The 19097-nt window shown below is 37.5% G+C and carries 14 protein-coding genes; 5 read left to right on the top strand and 9 right to left on the bottom strand.

The features are described from left to right. Window positions 1-43 precede the first annotated feature (43 nt). Window positions 44-2359, top strand: a complete 2316-nt coding sequence (gene metE / locus EG346_RS17685) for a 5-methyltetrahydropteroyltriglutamate--homocysteine S-methyltransferase (protein ID WP_123880472.1) — start codon at window positions 44-46, stop codon at window positions 2357-2359. Between the two features lie 222 nt (window positions 2360-2581). Next, window positions 2582-3664, top strand: coding sequence for a serine hydrolase domain-containing protein (locus EG346_RS17680; protein WP_123880470.1), 1083 nt, complete (start codon window positions 2582-2584; stop codon window positions 3662-3664). Between the two features lie 131 nt (window positions 3665-3795). On the opposite strand, the gene EG346_RS17675 is transcribed toward EG346_RS17680, so the two are convergent. Beyond that, window positions 3796-4179: a helix-turn-helix domain-containing protein gene (locus EG346_RS17675; RefSeq protein WP_123880468.1), complete on the bottom strand. Its 384-nt coding sequence runs from the start codon at window positions 4177-4179 to the stop codon at window positions 3796-3798. Between the two features lie 334 nt (window positions 4180-4513). Between EG346_RS17675 and EG346_RS17670 the strand changes: the two genes are divergently transcribed. Further along, a complete protein-coding gene (locus tag EG346_RS17670) occupies window positions 4514-4960 on the top strand; it encodes a KTSC domain-containing protein (RefSeq protein ID WP_073332254.1) in 447 nt (148 codons plus the stop codon). A 123-nt stretch (window positions 4961-5083) separates the two neighbouring features. On the opposite strand, the gene EG346_RS17665 is transcribed toward EG346_RS17670, so the two are convergent. Together EG346_RS17665 and EG346_RS17660 are read right to left on the bottom strand one after the other, a co-directional pair. Beyond that, window positions 5084-5425 (bottom strand): YybH family protein, encoded by a 342-nt coding sequence (locus EG346_RS17665; RefSeq protein ID WP_164466223.1) that lies wholly within the window; start codon window positions 5423-5425, stop codon window positions 5084-5086. Between the two features lie 18 nt (window positions 5426-5443). Then, entirely contained in the window at window positions 5444-6046 is a 603-nt protein-coding gene (locus EG346_RS17660) for an NADPH-dependent F420 reductase (RefSeq protein ID WP_123880464.1), read from the bottom strand. A gap of 95 nt (window positions 6047-6141) precedes the next feature. On the opposite strand from EG346_RS17660, the gene EG346_RS17655 reads away from it, so the two are divergent. Further along, on the top strand, window positions 6142-6507 hold the full coding sequence (locus EG346_RS17655) for a winged helix-turn-helix transcriptional regulator (protein WP_123880462.1): 366 nt from the start codon (window positions 6142-6144) through the stop codon (window positions 6505-6507). Window positions 6508-6649: 142 nt separating this feature from the next. Here the strand turns inward: EG346_RS17655 and EG346_RS17650 are convergent, their stop codons facing one another. The 4 genes from EG346_RS17650 to EG346_RS17635 all read right to left on the bottom strand — a co-directional run bounded on the left by EG346_RS17650 (window position 6650) and on the right by EG346_RS17635 (window position 12957). Beyond that, window positions 6650-9838 carry an efflux RND transporter permease subunit gene (locus EG346_RS17650; RefSeq protein WP_073332267.1) on the bottom strand — a complete coding sequence of 1063 codons (3189 nt, stop codon included), beginning with the start codon at window positions 9836-9838 and terminating at the stop codon, window positions 6650-6652. Between the two features lie 6 nt (window positions 9839-9844). Beyond that, window positions 9845-10906, bottom strand: a complete 1062-nt coding sequence (locus EG346_RS17645) for an efflux RND transporter periplasmic adaptor subunit (RefSeq protein WP_073332270.1) — start codon at window positions 10904-10906, stop codon at window positions 9845-9847. A 9-nt stretch (window positions 10907-10915) separates the two neighbouring features. Continuing rightward, on the bottom strand, window positions 10916-12268 hold the full coding sequence (locus EG346_RS17640) for a TolC family protein (protein ID WP_073332273.1): 1353 nt from the start codon (window positions 12266-12268) through the stop codon (window positions 10916-10918). A 95-nt stretch (window positions 12269-12363) separates the two neighbouring features. Continuing rightward, window positions 12364-12957: a TetR/AcrR family transcriptional regulator gene (locus EG346_RS17635; protein ID WP_076504301.1), complete on the bottom strand. Its 594-nt coding sequence runs from the start codon at window positions 12955-12957 to the stop codon at window positions 12364-12366. A 189-nt stretch (window positions 12958-13146) separates the two neighbouring features. Here EG346_RS17635 and EG346_RS17630 point away from each other — a divergent pair, with 189 nt between their 5' ends. Further along, window positions 13147-17166 carry a DUF7948 domain-containing protein gene (locus tag EG346_RS17630; RefSeq protein ID WP_123880460.1) on the top strand — a complete coding sequence of 1340 codons (4020 nt, stop codon included), beginning with the start codon at window positions 13147-13149 and terminating at the stop codon, window positions 17164-17166. A 37-nt stretch (window positions 17167-17203) separates the two neighbouring features. On the opposite strand, the gene EG346_RS17625 is transcribed toward EG346_RS17630, so the two are convergent. Beyond that, window positions 17204-18028 (bottom strand): CvfB family protein, encoded by an 825-nt coding sequence (locus EG346_RS17625; RefSeq protein WP_073332291.1) that lies wholly within the window; start codon window positions 18026-18028, stop codon window positions 17204-17206. A 177-nt stretch (window positions 18029-18205) separates the two neighbouring features. After that, window positions 18206-19048, bottom strand: coding sequence for an arylamine N-acetyltransferase family protein (locus EG346_RS17620; protein WP_123880458.1), 843 nt, complete (start codon window positions 19046-19048; stop codon window positions 18206-18208). Window positions 19049-19097: the final 49 nt, after the last annotated feature.

Genomic DNA, 19097 nt, shown 5'->3' with positions numbered 1-19097 from the left:
AAGAACTTTACCATTATTATTTAATTAAAAAGTTGAAAAGAAAATGCAAACACACCTACTTGGCTATCCGCGTATTGGTAGCAACAGAGAATTGAAAAAAGCCTGCGAAAATTATTGGTCGGGCAAAATCGTTTTAGACGAATTACTTGAAGTTGGCAAAACCATCGTACACAGCAACTGGAACCTGCAAAAGGAAGCCGGAATAGATCTTATTCCATGTAACGATTTTTCCTACTACGACCAGGTTTTAGACATGACCTTAACCGTGGGAGCGATTCCGGAACGTTATCAGGAAATTGCTTTCAAAAAATCTGAACCTGATCTCTATTTTGCGATGGCAAGAGGTTTTCAAAAAGACGGTCTGGATATCACCGCAATGGAAATGACGAAGTGGTTTGACACCAATTATCACTATATAGTCCCTGAATTTCAAAAAAATCAGGAATTCAGATTATTCTCCAATAAAATCATCCAGGAATTCATCAGCGCAAAACAAGCCGGAATCAATGCAAAACCTGTCATTATCGGTTTGCTGACTTATTTATTATTAGGAAAAGAAAAAGAAGAAGGTTTCGATAAGCTGGATTTAGCTCAAAACTTACTTCCGGTGTATATTCAGATTTTAAAAGAACTGGAAAATCACGGTGCAGAATATATTCAGTTTGATGAGCCTTTCCTAGCATTGGATTTAAATGAAAAAGCAAAGAAAACCTATCAATTGATTTATACGGAAATCAGAAAACAATTTCCGAATTTAAAGTTCATTTTGGCCACGTATTTTGATGGTTTAAAAGATAATCTTTCACTGGCAGCTTCACTTCCGGTGGATGTTTTACACATTGATCTGGTTCGCGCTCCTGAACAGCTGGATGAGGCTTTACAGGCTATTCCTCAGACACTGAGCCTTTCTTTAGGGATTGTAGACGGAAGAAACATCTGGAAAAATGATTTTGAAACATCATTACAATTTATAGAAAAAGCAATCCATGCCATCGGTTCAGAAAGGGTTTTCATCGCTCCATCCTGCTCACTTCTCCACTCCCCTTTCGATCTTGATTCAGAAAAAAATGAAGATATTCTATCGCCTGAGATCAAACAGTGGCTGGCTTTTGCCAAACAAAAAGTCTATGAAATAGTAGCACTAAAAAAACTGGCTTCCGGAAAAGCAGATTACCAGGCATTACAGCAATATGCCGAGAACAAAAAAGCCATTGATGCCCGTAAAACGTCAACGCTGATCCATAATCAGCAGGTAAAAGACCGTGTAGAGGTAACTACTGAAGATGATGCAAAAAGAAACAACCCGTTCAGTACAAGGAAAGAAGAGCAACAAAAAGTTCTGCAACTTCCTATGTTTCCAACGACCACCATCGGGTCTTTTCCTCAAACTAAAGAAGTAAGAACCTGGAGATCAAAATTCAAAAAAGGGGAACTGACTGCCGCACAATATGATGATCTGCTAAAAAAGGAAACGGAAAGAACGATCCGCTGGCAGGAAGAAATCGGCATCGATGTATTGGTTCACGGGGAGTTTGAGCGAAATGATATGGTGGAATATTTTGGCGAACAGCTCGAAGGATTTGCTTTTACTCAAAACGGTTGGGTCCAAAGTTACGGAAGCCGCTGCGTGAAACCTCCGGTCATCTATGGTGACGTGCATAGACCCCATCCAATGACGGTTTACTGGTCTCAGTATGCTCAGTCTCTCACTCAAAAATGGGTAAAAGGAATGTTGACAGGGCCTGTAACCATTCTTCAATGGTCTTTTGTGCGTGATGACCAACCTCGTTCATTGACTTGTCAACAGATTGCTTTGGCGATCCGCGATGAGGTAAACGATTTGGAAAAAGCAGGCATCCGAATTATCCAGATAGACGAACCAGCCATCAGAGAAGGACTTCCTCTCAGAAAATCCGAATGGCAGCAGTACCTGGAATGGGCTGTAGAAGCTTTCAGAATTTCAGCTTCTGGGGTAGAAGATACAACACAGATTCATACACACATGTGCTATTCTGAATTCAATGATATCATTCAGAATATTGCGGATATGGATGCTGATGTGATTACCATCGAATGTTCCAGAAGCCAGATGGAATTGCTGCAGGCTTTTGCTGATTTCAAATATCCGAATGAGATTGGTCCGGGAGTGTATGATATTCATTCACCAAGGGTTCCTTCCAAAGAGGAAATGATTTATCTGCTGCAAAAAGCACAGGCCGTCATTCCGGCACAGCAGCTTTGGGTAAATCCTGATTGCGGTTTGAAAACCCGTCATTGGGATGAAACGGAAAAGGCGTTGATTGCAATGGTGGAAGCCTCCAGGGAAGCAGCCGCAGCTTATGTACTACAGGAAAGCTAAAGATACAATCATTATAATTTGTAAGCAGGAGTTTTTACTTCTGCTTTTTTATGTTTTGGCTAAAGACCTTGTTATGCAAATTAAATGACAAGTGGTCTTAAGCCCGTTCCTGTTGGATTTTTTAAGAAATAATGTTAGCCAAATTAATCTCAAAATATTTTTTTCAACATAAAAAATTACCGTAGTTTTGATACCAAATCCATCATCAAACGATTATCCCTAATGAAAAAAACCATCATCGTTGCAAGCCTGTGCATCATCACATCAAATTTATTTGCACAGACCGAAAAAAATCCTGATCTGAAACCGGATCAACAATCGGATCAGAGCGTTAAAACGGATAATGACAAAGATTTTGAACGGTGGATAAAGGAAAATAAAGTTCCAAATGTTGGACTTGGCATTATTAAAAACGGAAAAATTGAAAAGATAAAAGTCTATGGAACATTGAGGAAAGGAAATGCAGCACCTGAAAATACATTATTCAATGTAGCTTCCCTCACTAAACCAATGACAGCCATCGTGGTCTTAAAATTGGTCAGTGCAGGAAAATGGAATCTTGATGAGCCTCTGGACAAGTACTGGACAGATCCTGATATTGCGCAGGATCCCAGAAATAAAAAGCTGACAACCAGAATCATCTTAAGCCACCAAACAGGATTTCCTAACTGGCGTTGGATGAATGCTGACGGAAAACTGAATTTTCAGTTTGATCCAGGAACAAAATATCAGTATTCAGGAGAAGGTTTTGAATATTTGAGAAAAGCTTTGGAAAAGAAATTCAACAAAACACTTAATCAACTTGCCGAGGAACTTATTTTTCGCCCTTTAAAGATGAATGACACCTCTTATATCTGGAATGAAAAAAAAGATGTGATACGATTTTCAGAAGGCTATGATAAAGACGGTAAAATGTACGAAACCGTAAAAACAGAAACATCCAATGCAGCAGATGATCTTATGACCACTGTATCAGATTACAGTCGGTTTTTAATCAGTGTGATGAATGGTGACGGACTTTCTAAAAAAGTTTTTAAAGATATGAAAACCAGTCAGGTGACTACTAAACAAGGGAAATCATTTGGTCTGGGCTTTGAAATCTACGATTTGGGCGATGGAAATATCGCATTGTCACACAGCGGAGCAGACAAAGGAGTACAGACCCTGTTCGTTATCATCCCTAAGACGAAAGACGGGATTGTGATTTTCACTAATGTGGATGATGGCTATAAAGTCTATGAGAAGCTTGTAACAGAATATCTGGGAAATTACGGCAGGAAAGTTATTGACATTGAGACGAAGTAAATTCAAGCTCTTATAAGCTCTATTTCAATAATGAAGGAAATTACAAAATATTCATCTTCTAAAGAATTGAAATCCAATGTAAAAAGCGCACCAGAATTCTGATGCGCTTTTATATTGTATTATTCTGAGAATTATTTCCCCGATTTATTCTGCTTCTCATTAAGCCTGCTGATTTCTTCTTTGAGCAAGCTAATATATTCCTGCAAATTCTTAATTAAAGAAATGCTGAGTTCATTATTGAATGTATTAACATTTCCACCTCCGCCACCAGAGGCAGCTCCATTAAATGTTGAGTTATTATTGTTAATGATCGTTGTAGCTTCCTCTTCTTCGTAAATTTCCTCTAGCGGAACCTCCAGAAAAGCAGCAATTTTGTCCCATTCCCTTTGTATAATCCTCACATCACCACTTTCTTTTCTGCTATAATTAGATACATCGGTCGCAAGAATATCAGCAATCTGCTGCTGAGTATATCCTTTTCTCTTTCGTACTGTACGTAATTTTTCTTTTTGCATATTTGCTTTTTTACAAATATAAAAAAAATAAGGACGAATAAATCATCTATCATTTGTATTTTAAGGATGCTGAGTTCAGAATCGTAGCAAGAACTGAAGGATCCATTTATTGTTTTTTTACCTAAATAAATTCCTTTGAAGAGATGATTTCAGGAGGAAGCCTTGTCAAGGTTTAAAACCTTGACAAGGCTAACGAGCTTATCCCTTTGGTAAAAAACAAAAAACACAGTGGATTTTATTTATTTCTTAAACATGAAATAAATTAATACTGAATAACTTACGATTTTCAAATTAAAAAGCTTAATTTTGCACCCCGAAATAAAGGATCATACATATGAAAAGAGTTGGTGAACACAGAAAGCTTCTTGGAGTTGATAAAACTGTCACTTTAAAGGAATTAAAAACAATTTACAGAAATACGATGAAAGATTCGCATCCTGATAAATTTGCCAATGACGAAGCCGGAAAGCTGGAAGCAGAAGAAAAAAGCAAGGCCGTGATTGAAGCCTACCACTTTTTGGTAAGCATCAACGAGGAAACGCAGGAAAAATACAAAGAAGAATACACGGAAACGATCACAAAATCTAATATTCAGGATTTTTATCTTGAGAAAGCAGTGTTGAAGGTTCAGCATCTGAACGGAAATATGTATGAATATATTGGTGTTCCAAGAAATACGTATATCAAAATGGTGAATTCTGATTCTCCAAGCCGTTTTGCAAGAAGACACATTTACGGAAGTTTTATCTACAGAAAAGCCGGTGAGGCGATGGCAGATTAATTCTCCAACTACCATATAATATAGGCTTTCAGTTCATTCTGAAAGCCTTTTTTTATGATCAAAAAAAAACACTTGACATTTTACAGACAAGTGATTTATATTTATCGTTTATCGGCGACAAATTTACAATTTTACAGGCATAGACCAGGTATGACATTGAACCTTCCAAACTGAATTTTCTAAAACCCAGGTAACGGAATATTTACCTTCACCAATAACTTTCTTACTTAACAGCTCAATATCTTTGAAAATATCAAACTCAAATGCTAAATTTTCGCTGACCATAAGATTTTCTGCTTCAAAAATCACATCAACTCTACCCAAGCCGCCTTTCATAAATTCAAGAATACTTTCATTTCCTTTAATAGCTGGTTTGCCAGGGGGAAAAATTAAAGCAGTTTCTGAATACACATTTTTGAAAGTTTCGGCATCTGCACTACGCCAGGCATCAGTCCAGACTTTCATTGTAGGTTTCGGCATCTTTTAATTTTTTCGTTGAAAATAGGTAAAACCTGCATCTGTTCCACCACCCCCAAAAGCAATAGCAATATTCAATTGTGCAATGGCTTCCAGATTACGGGAATTTTTAATTCCACCAACAATAAACCCATTAAAACCAGCATCATCAGCTAATTTTTTTATTGTTGCAGACGCTTCTGTATCATCAGACGCAATAAAAGCCGTTAATTTCTGACCATCAAACAGCTGTTTATCTTCTTTCATCACATCAGCAAAAATGGTATTGAATGCCTTTACTACTTTACTTTCGGGTAATAGACGAGCCGTTTGTTCGCCACCACTGTCTTCACCTAAAAACAAAGGAGACCAATCAGAAATGTTGATAGCATTCGTAATATCCACTACAATTTTACCTTTTAAAGCTTCCTTATTTGCCGTCAAAACATCGTGCATTGCAGAAAAAGGAATAGCAAAACACACTACTTCCCCAAAGGAAATAGCATCCACAACAGGCAGTTGACTATCATTCGGATTTTGTGTTCCGTATTTTACGGTATGACCAGCATTCGTAAATAAGGACCCAAGACTTGATGCTACGTTTCCAGCACCGATGAAACTAATATTCATAATTTACTATTTAAATTGAGTTGCAAATATCAGAAGGTATAGTTATTTTTGCAAGTAGTTACTAAATTGTATGGTAGTTACCAAAAAGTAAGTACATGACATCAAGAAAAGAAAATTCAGTTAATTTAGAAAATGAACTGGCATTAGAAACAGACTGCCCTTTTATTTTTGCGTTATCATTAATGGGTAAACGTTGGAAACCTGCCATACTTTGGAAAATGACCGAAGGAATCTATCGTTTTGGCCAAATGAAAAGAGCTATTCCTCAAATAAGCGAAAAAATGCTCACACAACATTTGAGAGAATTAGAAACAGACGGACTTATTACAAGGACAATTTACCCTGAAATGCCACCAAGAGTTGAATATGCCCTGACAGAACTAGGTTCATCTTTACAGCCGATTTTAGAGCAACTAAATAACTGGGGAGAAAAAGCAAAGAAAACCAAAACAAAGAAATAAAACAGTCTACAACAAGACTTTTATGCTTATGCCTAATTCAATAGTTTAGTCAACCGCGTAGCTGTTATTCTTTACTTCCCTTAAAATAAAAAACCGTATCATTTTTTTGATACGGTTTTTCGGTTAATTAAGGTTAAATATTTTAGTCTATGTGTTTCGGAGTATATCCGTCTTCACTTAGTTCTTTATGGTCATATTCAGCTTTCATTTCAGCATCATAGTCTACTTTTTCACCTTTGCCCATTCTTCTCAGAATTGAATCAAATAATGAATACACTACTGGTACAATGATCAACGTCAGGAATAATGATGAAGTCAAACCACCAATGATTACCCAAGCCAATCCGTTGTTCATCTCCGCTCCTGCTCCTTTTGCAATCGCAATCGGGATCATACCGAAGATCATGGCAATCGTTGTCATCAGGATCGGACGAAGACGTGCGTGGTTAGCCTGAATCAAAGCGTCATGCGTATTGGCACCGGCTTCTTTTCTCATATTCGCAAAGTCGACAATCATAATCGCGTTCTTTGCCACCAGACCAATCAACATGATCATCCCCAGCATCGTAAAGATGTTTAATGAATTTCCGGTGATGGCCAAAATAACCATTACCCCGATCAATGCCAAAGGAATTGAGAACAATACCACAAACGGATAGACAAATGAATCGTACAGTGAAACCATTACCAGGTAAACCAATACAATAGCAGCCATCAATGCAATTCCTAACGTACCGAAACCTTCAGTCTGGTTTTCCATATCACCACTCCAGATATAGCTTACTCCTGCCGGTTTAGTCTTCGCATTATCCATGAACTGAGCTGCCCATTCGTTGGCAACATCTCCTACAGGACGACCTACAACTTTAGATTTTACCTTTACAGAAGGCGATTTATCTCTACGTTCCAATAAACTTGGTCCGGAACCCATTTTTACATCAGCAAACTGGCTTAGTCTTACCTGTTCTCCCTTAGGGTTGGTAAACATAAGATTTCTTACATCATCAATAGACTGTCTGTTCGCATCGCCAAAACGGATGTTGATATCATATTCATATTCTCCGGCTCTGAATTTTCCGTCTGTATTTCCACTGAATGCAGTCTGCATCGTTTGTCCTACACTGGAAAGATTTAAGCCTAAAGACGCCATTTTATCTCTGTCGATATTCACCTGAACTTCCGGGTTTCCAGAGTCCGTTGATAATTCTGCATCTACAGATCCCGGTACTTTTTTAAGCAATTCAAGAATTCTGTTCGCTTCTTTATTGGCCGTTTCGTTATCCTGAGCTGTCACCACCATTTCAATCGGTGCATTATCTGCTCCCATTAATCCGATCGGTGCTGTTTTAAATTCAACTCCTGTGAATTTTTCTTCTAAGGCTCTTTTGATTTTTGCAGATTTGATATCTGTACTTTCATTACGCTCAGATTTATCAACCAAGATCACCTGGATCTCGGATTGGTACAAGGTAGCCTGTGCCCCACCAAAACCTGATGACTGCTGACCGACCGTGGTGATCATATCCACTACATCTTTATCATTTCTAAGGTATTTTTCAACCGCTAAGGTCACCTGATTGGTTTTTTCTACGGAAGCATCTTTTGGTAATTCCATCTGAACAAGGAACTGTCCTCTGTCCATTTTAGGGAAGAATTCACCTCCAATAAATCCGAAAGCCACCAACATGAATGAAGAAATCAGGATAATGAACGTTACGATAACGGTCATCACTCTTCTTAATGTAGATTTCAATGCCCACTCCAGAATTCCTGTGATCCAGTGCGTGAATTTTTCCAATTGCTTTTCAAACCAAAGAATAAATTTCTCAAAAGGATTTTTACCTGTCAAATGCACCAGTTTACCATATCTTGAAGATAACCAAGGAATGATGGTAAATGAAGCTAATAACGAGAATAATGTCGCAATAACTACCGTGACACAGAACTGCGCCAGGATATCAGATACCAAACCGGAACTCATCGCAATCGGTAAGAATACCACCACAATTACCAGGGTAATAGCCGTTACCGTAAATCCAATCTCCGAAGCACCATCGTAAGCCGCACGGATTCTGCTTTTCCCCATCTCCATGTGACGGTAAACGTTCTCCAAAACAACAATCGCATCATCCACAAGGATACCCACTACCAATGAAAGTCCAAGTAAACTCATCAGGTTCAAGGTATATCCCATCAGATACATTCCGATTACCGTTGCAATCAATGACATCGGAATAGAAACCATTACGATAAATGCGTTTCTGATGTTGTGAAGGAACAACAACATTACTACTGCTACAAGGATAATCGCCAAGAATAAATCGAAGATCACGTGGTCTGCCGCTTCAAGCGTAAAGTCTGTGGTATCATCTACAATATTGATCTTAATGCCCTGAGTTTTATAATTGTCCTGAACATTGGCAATTGTTTTCTGAATCGCTTCTGAAACCGATACTGCATTGGCATCAGACTGTTTCTTAACCTGAAGTAAAATCGTTGAATTCTGGTTGTATCTTGCTACTTTTTCAACATCTTTTTGGGTATCGAAAACCGTTGCAATATCAGATAAACGAACCTGAGCTCCATCTTTATTGGAAACTACAAGATTGTTCATTTCCTGTACGCTTCTGTACTTTCCGGAAAGTCTGATCGTAGACCTTGATGTTCTCGTTTTCAAAGCTCCCGTAGGGAAATCCAAGTTGGAAGAAAGAATGGCCTGCTGTACATCTGCAATAGCCAGACCGTACCCCTGCATTTTCTTTTCATCTAAACTTACCTGAATTTCTCTCTCTTGTCCTCCTACAAGATCCACCTGAGCTACCCCGTTGACACGGGAAAAAATAGGTTCAATCTTTTTATCTAAAAGGTCATAAAGATCTTTATTATTAAGCTTATCACTGGAAATACTCAACGTCATGATCGGTAAATCATCCAGTGAGAATTTTTGCAGTGAAGGCGGATCTGCATCGTCCGGAAGATCTGCCAGAATAGCATTTACTTTTCTCTGGGCATCATTCAACGCATAGTTTACATCGGCACCGGTATTCAGCTGAACCATAATAACCGATAAACTTTCGTAAGATGAAGATTCTACTTTTTTTACGTTTTCCAGTGAACCTACGGCATCTTCAATCTTCCGGGTGACCGAAGTTTCCACCTCAGCAGGCGAAGCTCCAGGATATACCGTAGAAATGGTTACCATATTGGTTTCAAACTTCGGAATCAACTCGTACCCCATCATGGAGTAACTTAATAAACCACCCAACGTAAGTATCGTAAACAATACGATAACCAGGGATGGCCTTTTAATGGATATTTCTGCTAACTTCATGTTATCTTACTTTACGATATTGATTTTCGAACCGTTATCAAGGTTGATCTGTCCGCTGGTAATTACCTGTTCACCGCCATTCAGTCCGCTTAGGATCTGAACTTTATCACCGTATACTTTTCCGGTTTGTACTTTGATCAGTTTAGCTGTTCCGTTGCTTACGATAAACAATTGTCCTGAACTTACTCCATTCACGAAAGCTTCCGCAGGAACAGTCAGCATATTTTGAGTTTCAGCACCGTGATTGGTTTTGAATAAAGCCGTTGCATACATACCCGCTTTTAAGTTTCCTTTATTCTGAACTTCAATTTCAACAGGGAAATTTAAAGAGGCATCACTTTTAGGAGCAATAAATGTAATTCTACCGCTGAACGAATCTTCAGGTAAAACATTAACAGTAATGGGAACTTCCTGACCTAATGCAATTCTTCCCACCTGGCTTTCGTCTACCAGTACAGATAATTTAAGGCTGTTGATATTAACGATTTCAAACATCGAAGTTCCGATGGAAACTACCGTTCCCGGCTCAACCATTTTTTTGTTGATCGTTCCACTGATTCCGGCACGGATACTTGCATCATTTACTCTTACTCCCTGTGCTCTTACCGCTGCCTGTGCATTTTTCAACTGCAATCTTGAATTGTCAACCTGCTGCTTGGTAACACCTCCTGTTTTAAAGGCATTTTCATAACGCTGATTGTCGATAATAGCATTCTGCAGGTTATTTTGAGCCTGCGCTACATCTACTTCAATAGCATCTTTTTTAATGGTGGCCAGAGTCTGTCCGGCAGAAACTCTTGATCCCTCTTTTACCAGAACATTTACAATACGTCCTGCGATTTCAGAAGACTGGTTCATTTCCTGCTTGGGAATGAAAGTTCCGTTCGCTGAGTAATCAGTATCGATATTTTCTCTTGCAACCGTTACCACATTCACGTTGATCTTATCAACCTGCTTGGCTACTTCTTTTACTTCTTTGGTCTGTTTCTCCTTATTATCTGCAATCTTGTAAGCCGCTAAACCGACTAAGACCGCTGCTACGATGATATATATTAAAGTTTTTTTCATTTTAGTTTATTATAAGTTTTGTAGTGTGTTCAGTTCTCCTTTAGCTTTTATTAATTTGATCTCGGCCTGTTTGTAATCCAGCAATGCGTTTGAATAGTTCTGTTTTGCCTGTGTTAAAGCATTTTCAGAATCCAGCACCTCAGTCAATGTTGCTAAACCGTACTGGTAGTTGGACTGTGTATTTTTCTGAACTCTTTCCGCAAGATCAACATTATCTTTCATGCTCTGAATATTGATAATGGCATTTTCCATATTGGCAATGGCATTTTTATGATCCAGATCCAAAGTCAGCTGTGTATTCTGGATATCCTGATCAAGGTCCTGGATATCAATTTCCGCCTGCTGAATTTTAGCTTTTGTAGCACCTCCTGTGAAAATAGGAACATTGATGTTCAAACCTATGGCAGAATAGTCGCTCCAAAGAACTCCGTTATTAAGACCGTTCGTTAAAGGAAATTTTTTCCCCATACCAGCCCAGCCATAGTTTGCGGTAAGGCTCACAGTAGGATAAAGATAAGCTTCGGTAGCTTTTTTGTTAAACTGAAGAAGCTCTCTGTTCTTATTCAAAACTTTGATTTCCGTACGGTTATCAAGATTTAAAGTACTTGCAATCAACTCCGGTTTTGGCTCAATTGTTTTTTCTTCAAGCTCAATTTCGGTACCGATAGGAACTCCCATATAAAACTTAAGGGCATTTTTTGAAAGCTCAACAGAATTGATTAATTGCTGCTTGCTTGAACCGATATTGGTTAACTGAACGTTGGTACGGTCAAGGTCAATCGCTTTTGCCAGACCATTATCCACTAAGCTTTTAATAACGTTTCTTACTTTTTCGGTATTCGTATAGCTTGCTTCTACCGTCTTCAGATTTTCTACCTGTACAAATACCTGATAATAAGCGGTTGCTACATTTTCAATGATCTGTTCATTCGTCAGCTGAGCATTCAAAACGTAGAATTCTCTTGTAGATTTTGCCGCTTTAAGACCTGTAAACACTCTCTGGTCAAATAAAGCCTGCTGAAGTTGTACGGAAGCAGTAGAACTCCAGGGTTGTCCCAACTGAGCTCTGATTCTTTCTCCACCAAACTCAAGCAAAGATTCCTGAATAACCGGATTATAGGTTAAACCTGCCGTCGCACTGATCTGAGGTAAAGCTCCCGCTCTGGCCTCATCAATTTTGTATTCAGCTTTTTTGATCTGTAACGCCGCCTTTTTGGCTTCTGCTTTATTCTGCAGTGCCTGCTTGATGGCTTCCTGTAAAGAAACCTGCTGCTGGGCAGATACGGATGAAAAACCGAAAATCATAAATGCTGCAGCTATCCCAATTTTTAGCTTTGTAGCAGTTATACGTTTTCTTTTCATAATAATATACTTCGTTTATTTTTTTAATGTAATTTTTCTCGTCAATGTTTTTGTTTCTAAAGGACGTATCATTTCATAAAATACTTTAACATTTTTTAATTTTTAAAAAGCATATTGATAATGATCTCCTTTCTTTCTGAAATAATCTTGTCATATTCCTCATCGCTGATCATCAGATTCTCCATAAACAAAGGCCTGATGGCACTTGGGAATACGAGCAGAGAGACCATATTCAGAATAAACTGAACCGGAGCCATTTTTTCAATATTTCCGAGTTCCATCTCTTTTTCAATATCTTTATAAAGAGTTTCGAGGACATCTTCTTCGATTTCTCTCTGATGACAATTTCCTTTATTGATCTGTGAAACAATATAGGTTTCCAGATAAGGATACTGAAGGCTTGTGGAAAGACTGCCTTCTACAAATTTGCTGATCTTTACTTTGAAAGGAAGATCTGCATTCTGAATGATCTTGGATTTTTCCTGTTCCACTCTCTGAGCTTCGTCGAAAATGATCTGAATCAGATTATCTCTGGAACGGAAATAATAGTTGATCAATGTTCTGTTCACTCCGGCTTCATCGGCAATCTCCTGGGTAGTAGCATCAAACTTCCCCTTCACAAAGAATAAATTCTTCGCTGTCTCCTTGATCAATTCCTGTGTTTGGTCTTTTTTCGCTTGATTTGACATTATTGTTAAACAATTTTGTGCAAATGTAAATCAAATTCTGTTTTTGACAAAATTGTTAAACAAAATAATTAAACATAATTGTTATGATTTGCATCATGTTTTTTGATGTTCAGTTTGAGATTATTATTATTTAATCTTTGACGGAAAGGGCATTTTTATATCTTTGCCGCAAAAAAAAATTAATAACTGATGCGAAAAATTTTATTTCTTTTCACGGTTCTCACCTGTGGATTTTTATTCTCTCAGAAAAACATTTCAAAAGAAAATCAATATTACTTTTACGAAAATAAAGGACAGATCGTTGATCAGGATGGCAAGGAAAATGCCGATGTAAAGTATCTCTTCCACTCTGCCGGATTGAATGTACAGTTGCGTTCTAACGGATTTTCTTATGATGTTTATCAATTAGAAAAAATAAAAGAAAACAACTCTAAAAAGACTCATAATTTATCTGATCAAAGGCAGGAAAAAATAAAATATAAATATCATCGAATTGATATAGATTTGGTCAATTCTAATCTTAATGCAGAAATTATTGCCGAAGATCAATCTCCCGATTATGAAAATTTTTATAACGTCCCGAGTAAACCTTATGGAGTAACAAACGTACACAGATTTAAAAAAGTGATCTATAAAGGTATTTATAACAATATAGATCTTGTTTTTTTTAAGCCAAAAGATACTTTAAAACCGATTGAATATAATTTTATTGTAAGACCAGGCGGAAAAGTTTCAGACATTAAAATGAAATTTAATGGTGCTAAAACATCATTAAAAGATAATAAAATCATGATGAAAGTTCGCTTTGGAGAGATTCAGGAAAACATTCCTCTTTCATGGTTACTAGAAGGTACATCTAAAAAGGAAACGGCGATTAATTTTAAACAAATTGATGAAAATGTTTATGGATTCATTGGTAAACAAGATGTATATAATAAAACTTTGGTTATTGATCCTGTACCTACACCTTTATGGATTAAAAATTTGTCAAATTGGGTATGGCATTCAGAGTATGGATATTATAGGGTATTAGCAAATTCTAATCAGGAGGTCTATACAAGTTTTACAACTATTGCAAGATATAATATCGCTACCAGCACCTATACTGTGATGGATTTTGATTCTCAAAACTATGGATATATCTCAAAATTTGATCCTTCAGGAAATAAAATATGGGGAACATATATTGGAAATCATCACAATAGCGGAGATGAAACCAATGTATTAAAAGATATCGTAATTAATAGCAACAATGATATATATGCTGTAGGCTACGCAAGAGATACACAAGCTGGAACAAATACTATTACAACTCCGGGAGCCCATAAAGAACATTCATCATATGTAAATCAATTCTACCCATCTGATAATACAGATGCCTTTATCGTAAAATTAAATGATAATGGTCTTAAAATTTGGGGAACTTATTTTGGAGGAGAGCATTTTGACGCTATTAATTCTTTAGTTCTTGATTCTAATGAAAATTTAGTATTGGCGGGTATTACAGCAGGTAATAACGGGATTGCAACTTCCAATGCTGCAATTTCAACCAATCTATATTTATATAACGGAACAGCATTTATAGCTAAATTCACACCTAACGGACAACAAGTCTACGGTTCATATTTTAATTTAAGATATGGAATAAAAAGAATAGCAAAAGATGACGCAGGCAATATATATGTAGCCGGAGACGTACATAGAGATTATAATAACAGTGGACCTGGAACACTCGGCACGCACCAACAGACAGTTATAGGAGAATCAAATGCATATGTAGCAAAGCTAAATGGTAATCTTCAATTATTGTGGGGAACTTATTTTGGTGGAAAAAACGGATATGGACTTCAGAGTAATTCTAATGAAGGAAGAACATATTCAAGAGATTTAAAAATAGATAAAGACAATAATATAATTCTTTTAGGAAATACGGATGCTCATGAAAGAATTTCAACACCTGGAACCCATCAGACAACACGTACATCAAATCTTGGAAACGATATATTTTTAACAAAGTTTAATTCGAATGGAAATCAAATCTGGGGTACTTATTATGGAGCTACAACAACCAATGCTGTAGATGATGACCAAGCTTTAGGGCTTTCTGTAGATGATAATAACAACCTTGTATTTGCCGGACAAACATCAAACAATGCTCAAATCGCTACTTCCAATGGATTCTTACCTAACAATGGCGGAGGTTATCATTCAGGCTTTTTTACAAAATTTAGTCCCTTAGGAAATCAAGTTTGGGGCTCTTACTTTTATAGAGGTATACATTCTATTTTTGCAAAAAGCAACAATATTTATACTTTAGGAGGAACTAATACAACCAATAACTTTGCAAAATTTTATGATTGTGCCGCAGGAATTTCTGCAACCTCAAACTCTCCTGTCTGCACCAATTCAACAGTCCAATTAAGCGCAACAGGTGGCACAACCTACAATTGGACAGGTCCCAACGGATTTACATCAAATCTGCAGAATCCCACTATCCCAAATGCTACAGCAGCCCATTCAGGAACTTATACCTGCCAGGTTTCAGGCTCGGGAGCTTGCGATGGTAGTTTTACGGTCAATGTTGTGGTTGGAGATATCTTAGCTCCTGTTCCGGATATTGCAATCTTACCCACTATCACAGGCGATTGCCATACGGTTATTACCAGTTTCCCAACTGCAACAGACCATTGTGCAGGAGCTATTACAGCTACTACATCGGATCCTCTCTCTTACTCACTTCCGGGAACCTATACTATTCACTGGAATTATAATGACGGAAATGGAAATATCTTTACACAAAATCAAACGGTCACTGTAAATCCTGTTCAGACTCCTATAGCAAACACTGCTCAAACCTTCTGTGCGACCAATATTCCAAAGATCTCTGACCTTCAGGTAACAGGACAGAACATCAAATGGTATGATGCCGCAGGAAATATTTTGCCGACTACTACTCTACTTATTAACGGACAGACTTATCATGTATCTCAAACTATCAACGGATGTGAAAGTGGTAAAATAGCGGTTCAGGTAACCATTAAAAGCACCCCAAAACCTACTGCCAATACGATGCAGGATTTCTGTGTATCAGCATCTCCTACTCTTGCCAATGTGACTATTACCGGTACCTCTGTTATTTTTTATAACGCTTCAGGAAATGTTATTCCTACAACTACACCTCTTGTCAACGGACAGATCTATTATGCGACACAAACGCTCAATGGATGTGAATCTGAAAAGCTGGCTATATCTGTAACCCTTTCTACCAATAATGTTCCGGCAACCAATCAGACTATAGTCTTTTGTAACAGTACCACAGCCAATACAATGAGTGTTAATCTTCATTCTTACGAAAGCAATATCATCAGCAATCCCGGAAACTATATTTTTACCTATACAGATAATGCAGGAAACGCCATCACCAATCTCACCAACTATATTTTAAATACAGGAACAACAGTCATTATTGTGAAGGTGGCTACTATTGACGGATGTTTTACCACGGTAAGACTGACCCTAACCCTGAATCCGAAACCCTTCATTGAGCTACCGGAAAAAATAGATTTCTGCCAGGGTAAAACGATTACCCTTGATGCAGGACAAGGCTTTACTAGCTATCTTTGGAGCACAGGAGCGACTACCCGAGCAATTACAGTTTCTTCTCCGGGCACCTATTCCGTAACCGTGAAGAATATTTTTGGATGTGAAAATACCAGAACCATTCAGGTAACCTATTCTGTTCTGGCAACAATTGTAGCGGTCAACATCAACAGTAATACCGCTACCGTTATTCTCTCTGAAACCGGAAACTATGAATATTCTTTAGATAATTTTACATGGCAGGACTCCAATATATTTACGCATTTAAGCACAGGAGAATACACGGTTTACGTAAGAACAAAATCAGGCTGTATCATAGGGCAAAAGAAATTCTCAATATTTAACATTCAAAATGCGGTGACGCCCAATGGTGATGGAAACAATGATACCTGGAAAATTGCCGGACTGGAAAATTATCCGGGAACAGAAATATATGTGTATGACAGAAAAGGATTTGTTATTTTAAAAGAAATCATAACCAACAAACCATTTGTATGGGACGGAAAATACCATCAGCAGCCTCTCGCTACAGGAAACTATTGGTATACAATCAAAGTTTCAGACGGAAGAACCTACAGCGGATGGCTTTTAGTAAAGAACAGAGATTAAAACAAAAACGAGCAGAAAATTCTGCTCGTTTTTTACTTTATACTAATTTTATTTTATCGTCCATAATTTCAACGATCTTATCTTTGTACAGTCCGCCGAGGGCCTTTTTAAAATTCTTTTTGCTCATCTGAAGCTCATCTTTGATCTCTTCAGGCGTAGATTTGTCTGACAGAAAAAGAAGTCCGTAGTTCTCTTCCAGTTTGTCAAGAATTTTTTGCTTGAATTCATCTACATTCTCAAAACCTTCAGGCTGCAAAGAGATATCGATCTTACCATCTTCACGGATGGCCTTGATGTATCCGCCTTCTTCTGACAATGGGTATAGTTTTTTGAAAACATCCGAGGTGTACACAAGCCCGATGTATTTTTTATTGATGACTACATTCCAGCCTAATTCACTTTCATTCATGATAATCAGGTCCACTTTTTCACCTTTTTCAAAAGGAAGATCCTGATACTGTGGATTTCTTTTGAATTTTGTAGTTCCTGTGATCAGTCCCAGAGCATCATCTACATAAAGATAAACCAAATATCTTTTTCCTTCAATAATTTTTGATTTCTGCTGTTTGTAGGGGATAAAAAGGTCTTTGATAATTCCCCAGTCCATAAATGCACCGCTCGGAAGACTTTGTACACAGCCCATTACGGCATACTCTCCTACTTCAGCCAATGGTATTTCAGTGGTGGCCTTTAATTTTCCGTCATCCTGATAGACAAAAACTTCAACATCATCATCAATTTCTTTGTCATCACTGGTGAAAACCTTAGGTAAAAAAGCTTTTTCACCTGATTCATCCACCAGGATCCATCCTGAATGATTTTTTTCTGAAATTTTTAAAGTCTGGGTTTTTCCGAGTTGCATTGAATATAAAATTAGCCACAAAGGTACGGAAAATTGAAGATTCTAAAACTACATATCCCATTTTACTCCAAATCATCGCATTCTTCTGTCTTAAAACTGCAGATAAAACCTGTACATTTGATCAAAAATTACTAAAAAAAGCATCTTCCTGTTTTTTATATTCCGTATACATCATTCTTATTGAGCAACGTTGAAATGAGCCTGAATACCTTTTAATTTCGAATCTATCTTTCCTAATAAATCGTTAGAAAGATGATCAAGGTTAAAGTGATTTTTCAATAAAAGAGTTAATTGATCCTGATCTGTCATTTCAGAGCTTTCTTTTCTTCCATCATTCCATCGGACCGTCAGTGTACTGTTAAAAAGAGCATATCTCGCCTCTTCATCTACTCTTGTAATCATCAGAAATTGATTAAACACAGAATTTGGACCGGTCGCAATATACCAGTTGGCCATTTCCAGATCTGAGAATTCTACTTCTTCGAGAGAAAATTTGTAAATAGGCAGCCACTCATCTTTTAAAACCTCCAGTCTGTAGAAACCATCTGTATCCACCAGGCGAAATAAACCGTTCGGAGTTTCCTGTTCAATACCTGTCTCCAATACCATCGGTGAAGTAAGGGTCATAGAACCAAAACCAACGTCTACCAGATACTTTACCCCTTCTATATCTGTACTGAGCATCATATGAGAGCGGGCGGTTCCGGTTCCGTCTTTACTGCCCCATACTACCCTTGCAAGGTGCATTTTAATGGTAAACCCTAAACTTTCCAAAACATTTTTAAACAGTGAATTTTGTTCATAGCAATATCCTCCACGCTGAAGCTGTACTAATTTGTTGAAAATAATATCCGACTGTAATGACGGAGTTTTTCCTGTAAAGGGATCTATATTTTCAAATGTGATATGTTTAGGATGAAGTTGATGAAGTGTTTTCAGTAGTTTTAATTTCCCTTCATTAACGTCTGTATTTTCAGCACCAATCCGTTTAAGATATAATTTCAATTCCTGGTTGTCCATAATGATGACCTTTTAAATGTATTTTTTTACAAATATCGGGATTATTCAT

Origin of the sequence: Chryseobacterium carnipullorum, from assembly GCF_003815695.1 — a bacterium.
GTDB classification, from domain to species: Bacteria; Bacteroidota; Bacteroidia; order Flavobacteriales; family Weeksellaceae; genus Chryseobacterium; species Chryseobacterium carnipullorum.
Note: the sequence above shows the minus strand (reverse complement) of the source record. Positions and strands in the feature narration are given on the sequence as shown.

Bases quoted from the DNA above. Each gene is read 5' to 3' on its own strand.
- metE (WP_123880472.1), top strand. From the start codon at position 44: ATGCAAACACACCTACTTGGCTATCCGCGTATTGGTAGCAACAGAGAA.
- EG346_RS17680 (WP_123880470.1), top strand. From the start codon at position 2,582: ATGAAAAAAACCATCATCGTTGCAAGCCTGTGCATCATCACATCAAAT.
- EG346_RS17675 (WP_123880468.1), bottom strand. From the start codon at position 4,179: ATGCAAAAAGAAAAATTACGTACAGTACGAAAGAGAAAAGGATATACT.
- EG346_RS17670 (WP_073332254.1), top strand. From the start codon at position 4,514: ATGAAAAGAGTTGGTGAACACAGAAAGCTTCTTGGAGTTGATAAAACT.
- EG346_RS17665 (WP_164466223.1), bottom strand. From the start codon at position 5,425: ATGAAAGTCTGGACTGATGCCTGGCGTAGTGCAGATGCCGAAACTTTC.
- EG346_RS17660 (WP_123880464.1), bottom strand. From the start codon at position 6,046: ATGAATATTAGTTTCATCGGTGCTGGAAACGTAGCATCAAGTCTTGGG.
- EG346_RS17655 (WP_123880462.1), top strand. From the start codon at position 6,142: ATGACATCAAGAAAAGAAAATTCAGTTAATTTAGAAAATGAACTGGCA.
- EG346_RS17650 (WP_073332267.1), bottom strand. From the start codon at position 9,838: ATGAAGTTAGCAGAAATATCCATTAAAAGGCCATCCCTGGTTATCGTA.
- EG346_RS17645 (WP_073332270.1), bottom strand. From the start codon at position 10,906: ATGAAAAAAACTTTAATATATATCATCGTAGCAGCGGTCTTAGTCGGT.
- EG346_RS17640 (WP_073332273.1), bottom strand. From the start codon at position 12,268: ATGAAAAGAAAACGTATAACTGCTACAAAGCTAAAAATTGGGATAGCT.
- EG346_RS17635 (WP_076504301.1), bottom strand. From the start codon at position 12,957: ATGTCAAATCAAGCGAAAAAAGACCAAACACAGGAATTGATCAAGGAG.
- EG346_RS17630 (WP_123880460.1), top strand. From the start codon at position 13,147: ATGCGAAAAATTTTATTTCTTTTCACGGTTCTCACCTGTGGATTTTTA.
- EG346_RS17625 (WP_073332291.1), bottom strand. From the start codon at position 18,028: ATGCAACTCGGAAAAACCCAGACTTTAAAAATTTCAGAAAAAAATCAT.
- EG346_RS17620 (WP_123880458.1), bottom strand. From the start codon at position 19,048: ATGGACAACCAGGAATTGAAATTATATCTTAAACGGATTGGTGCTGAA.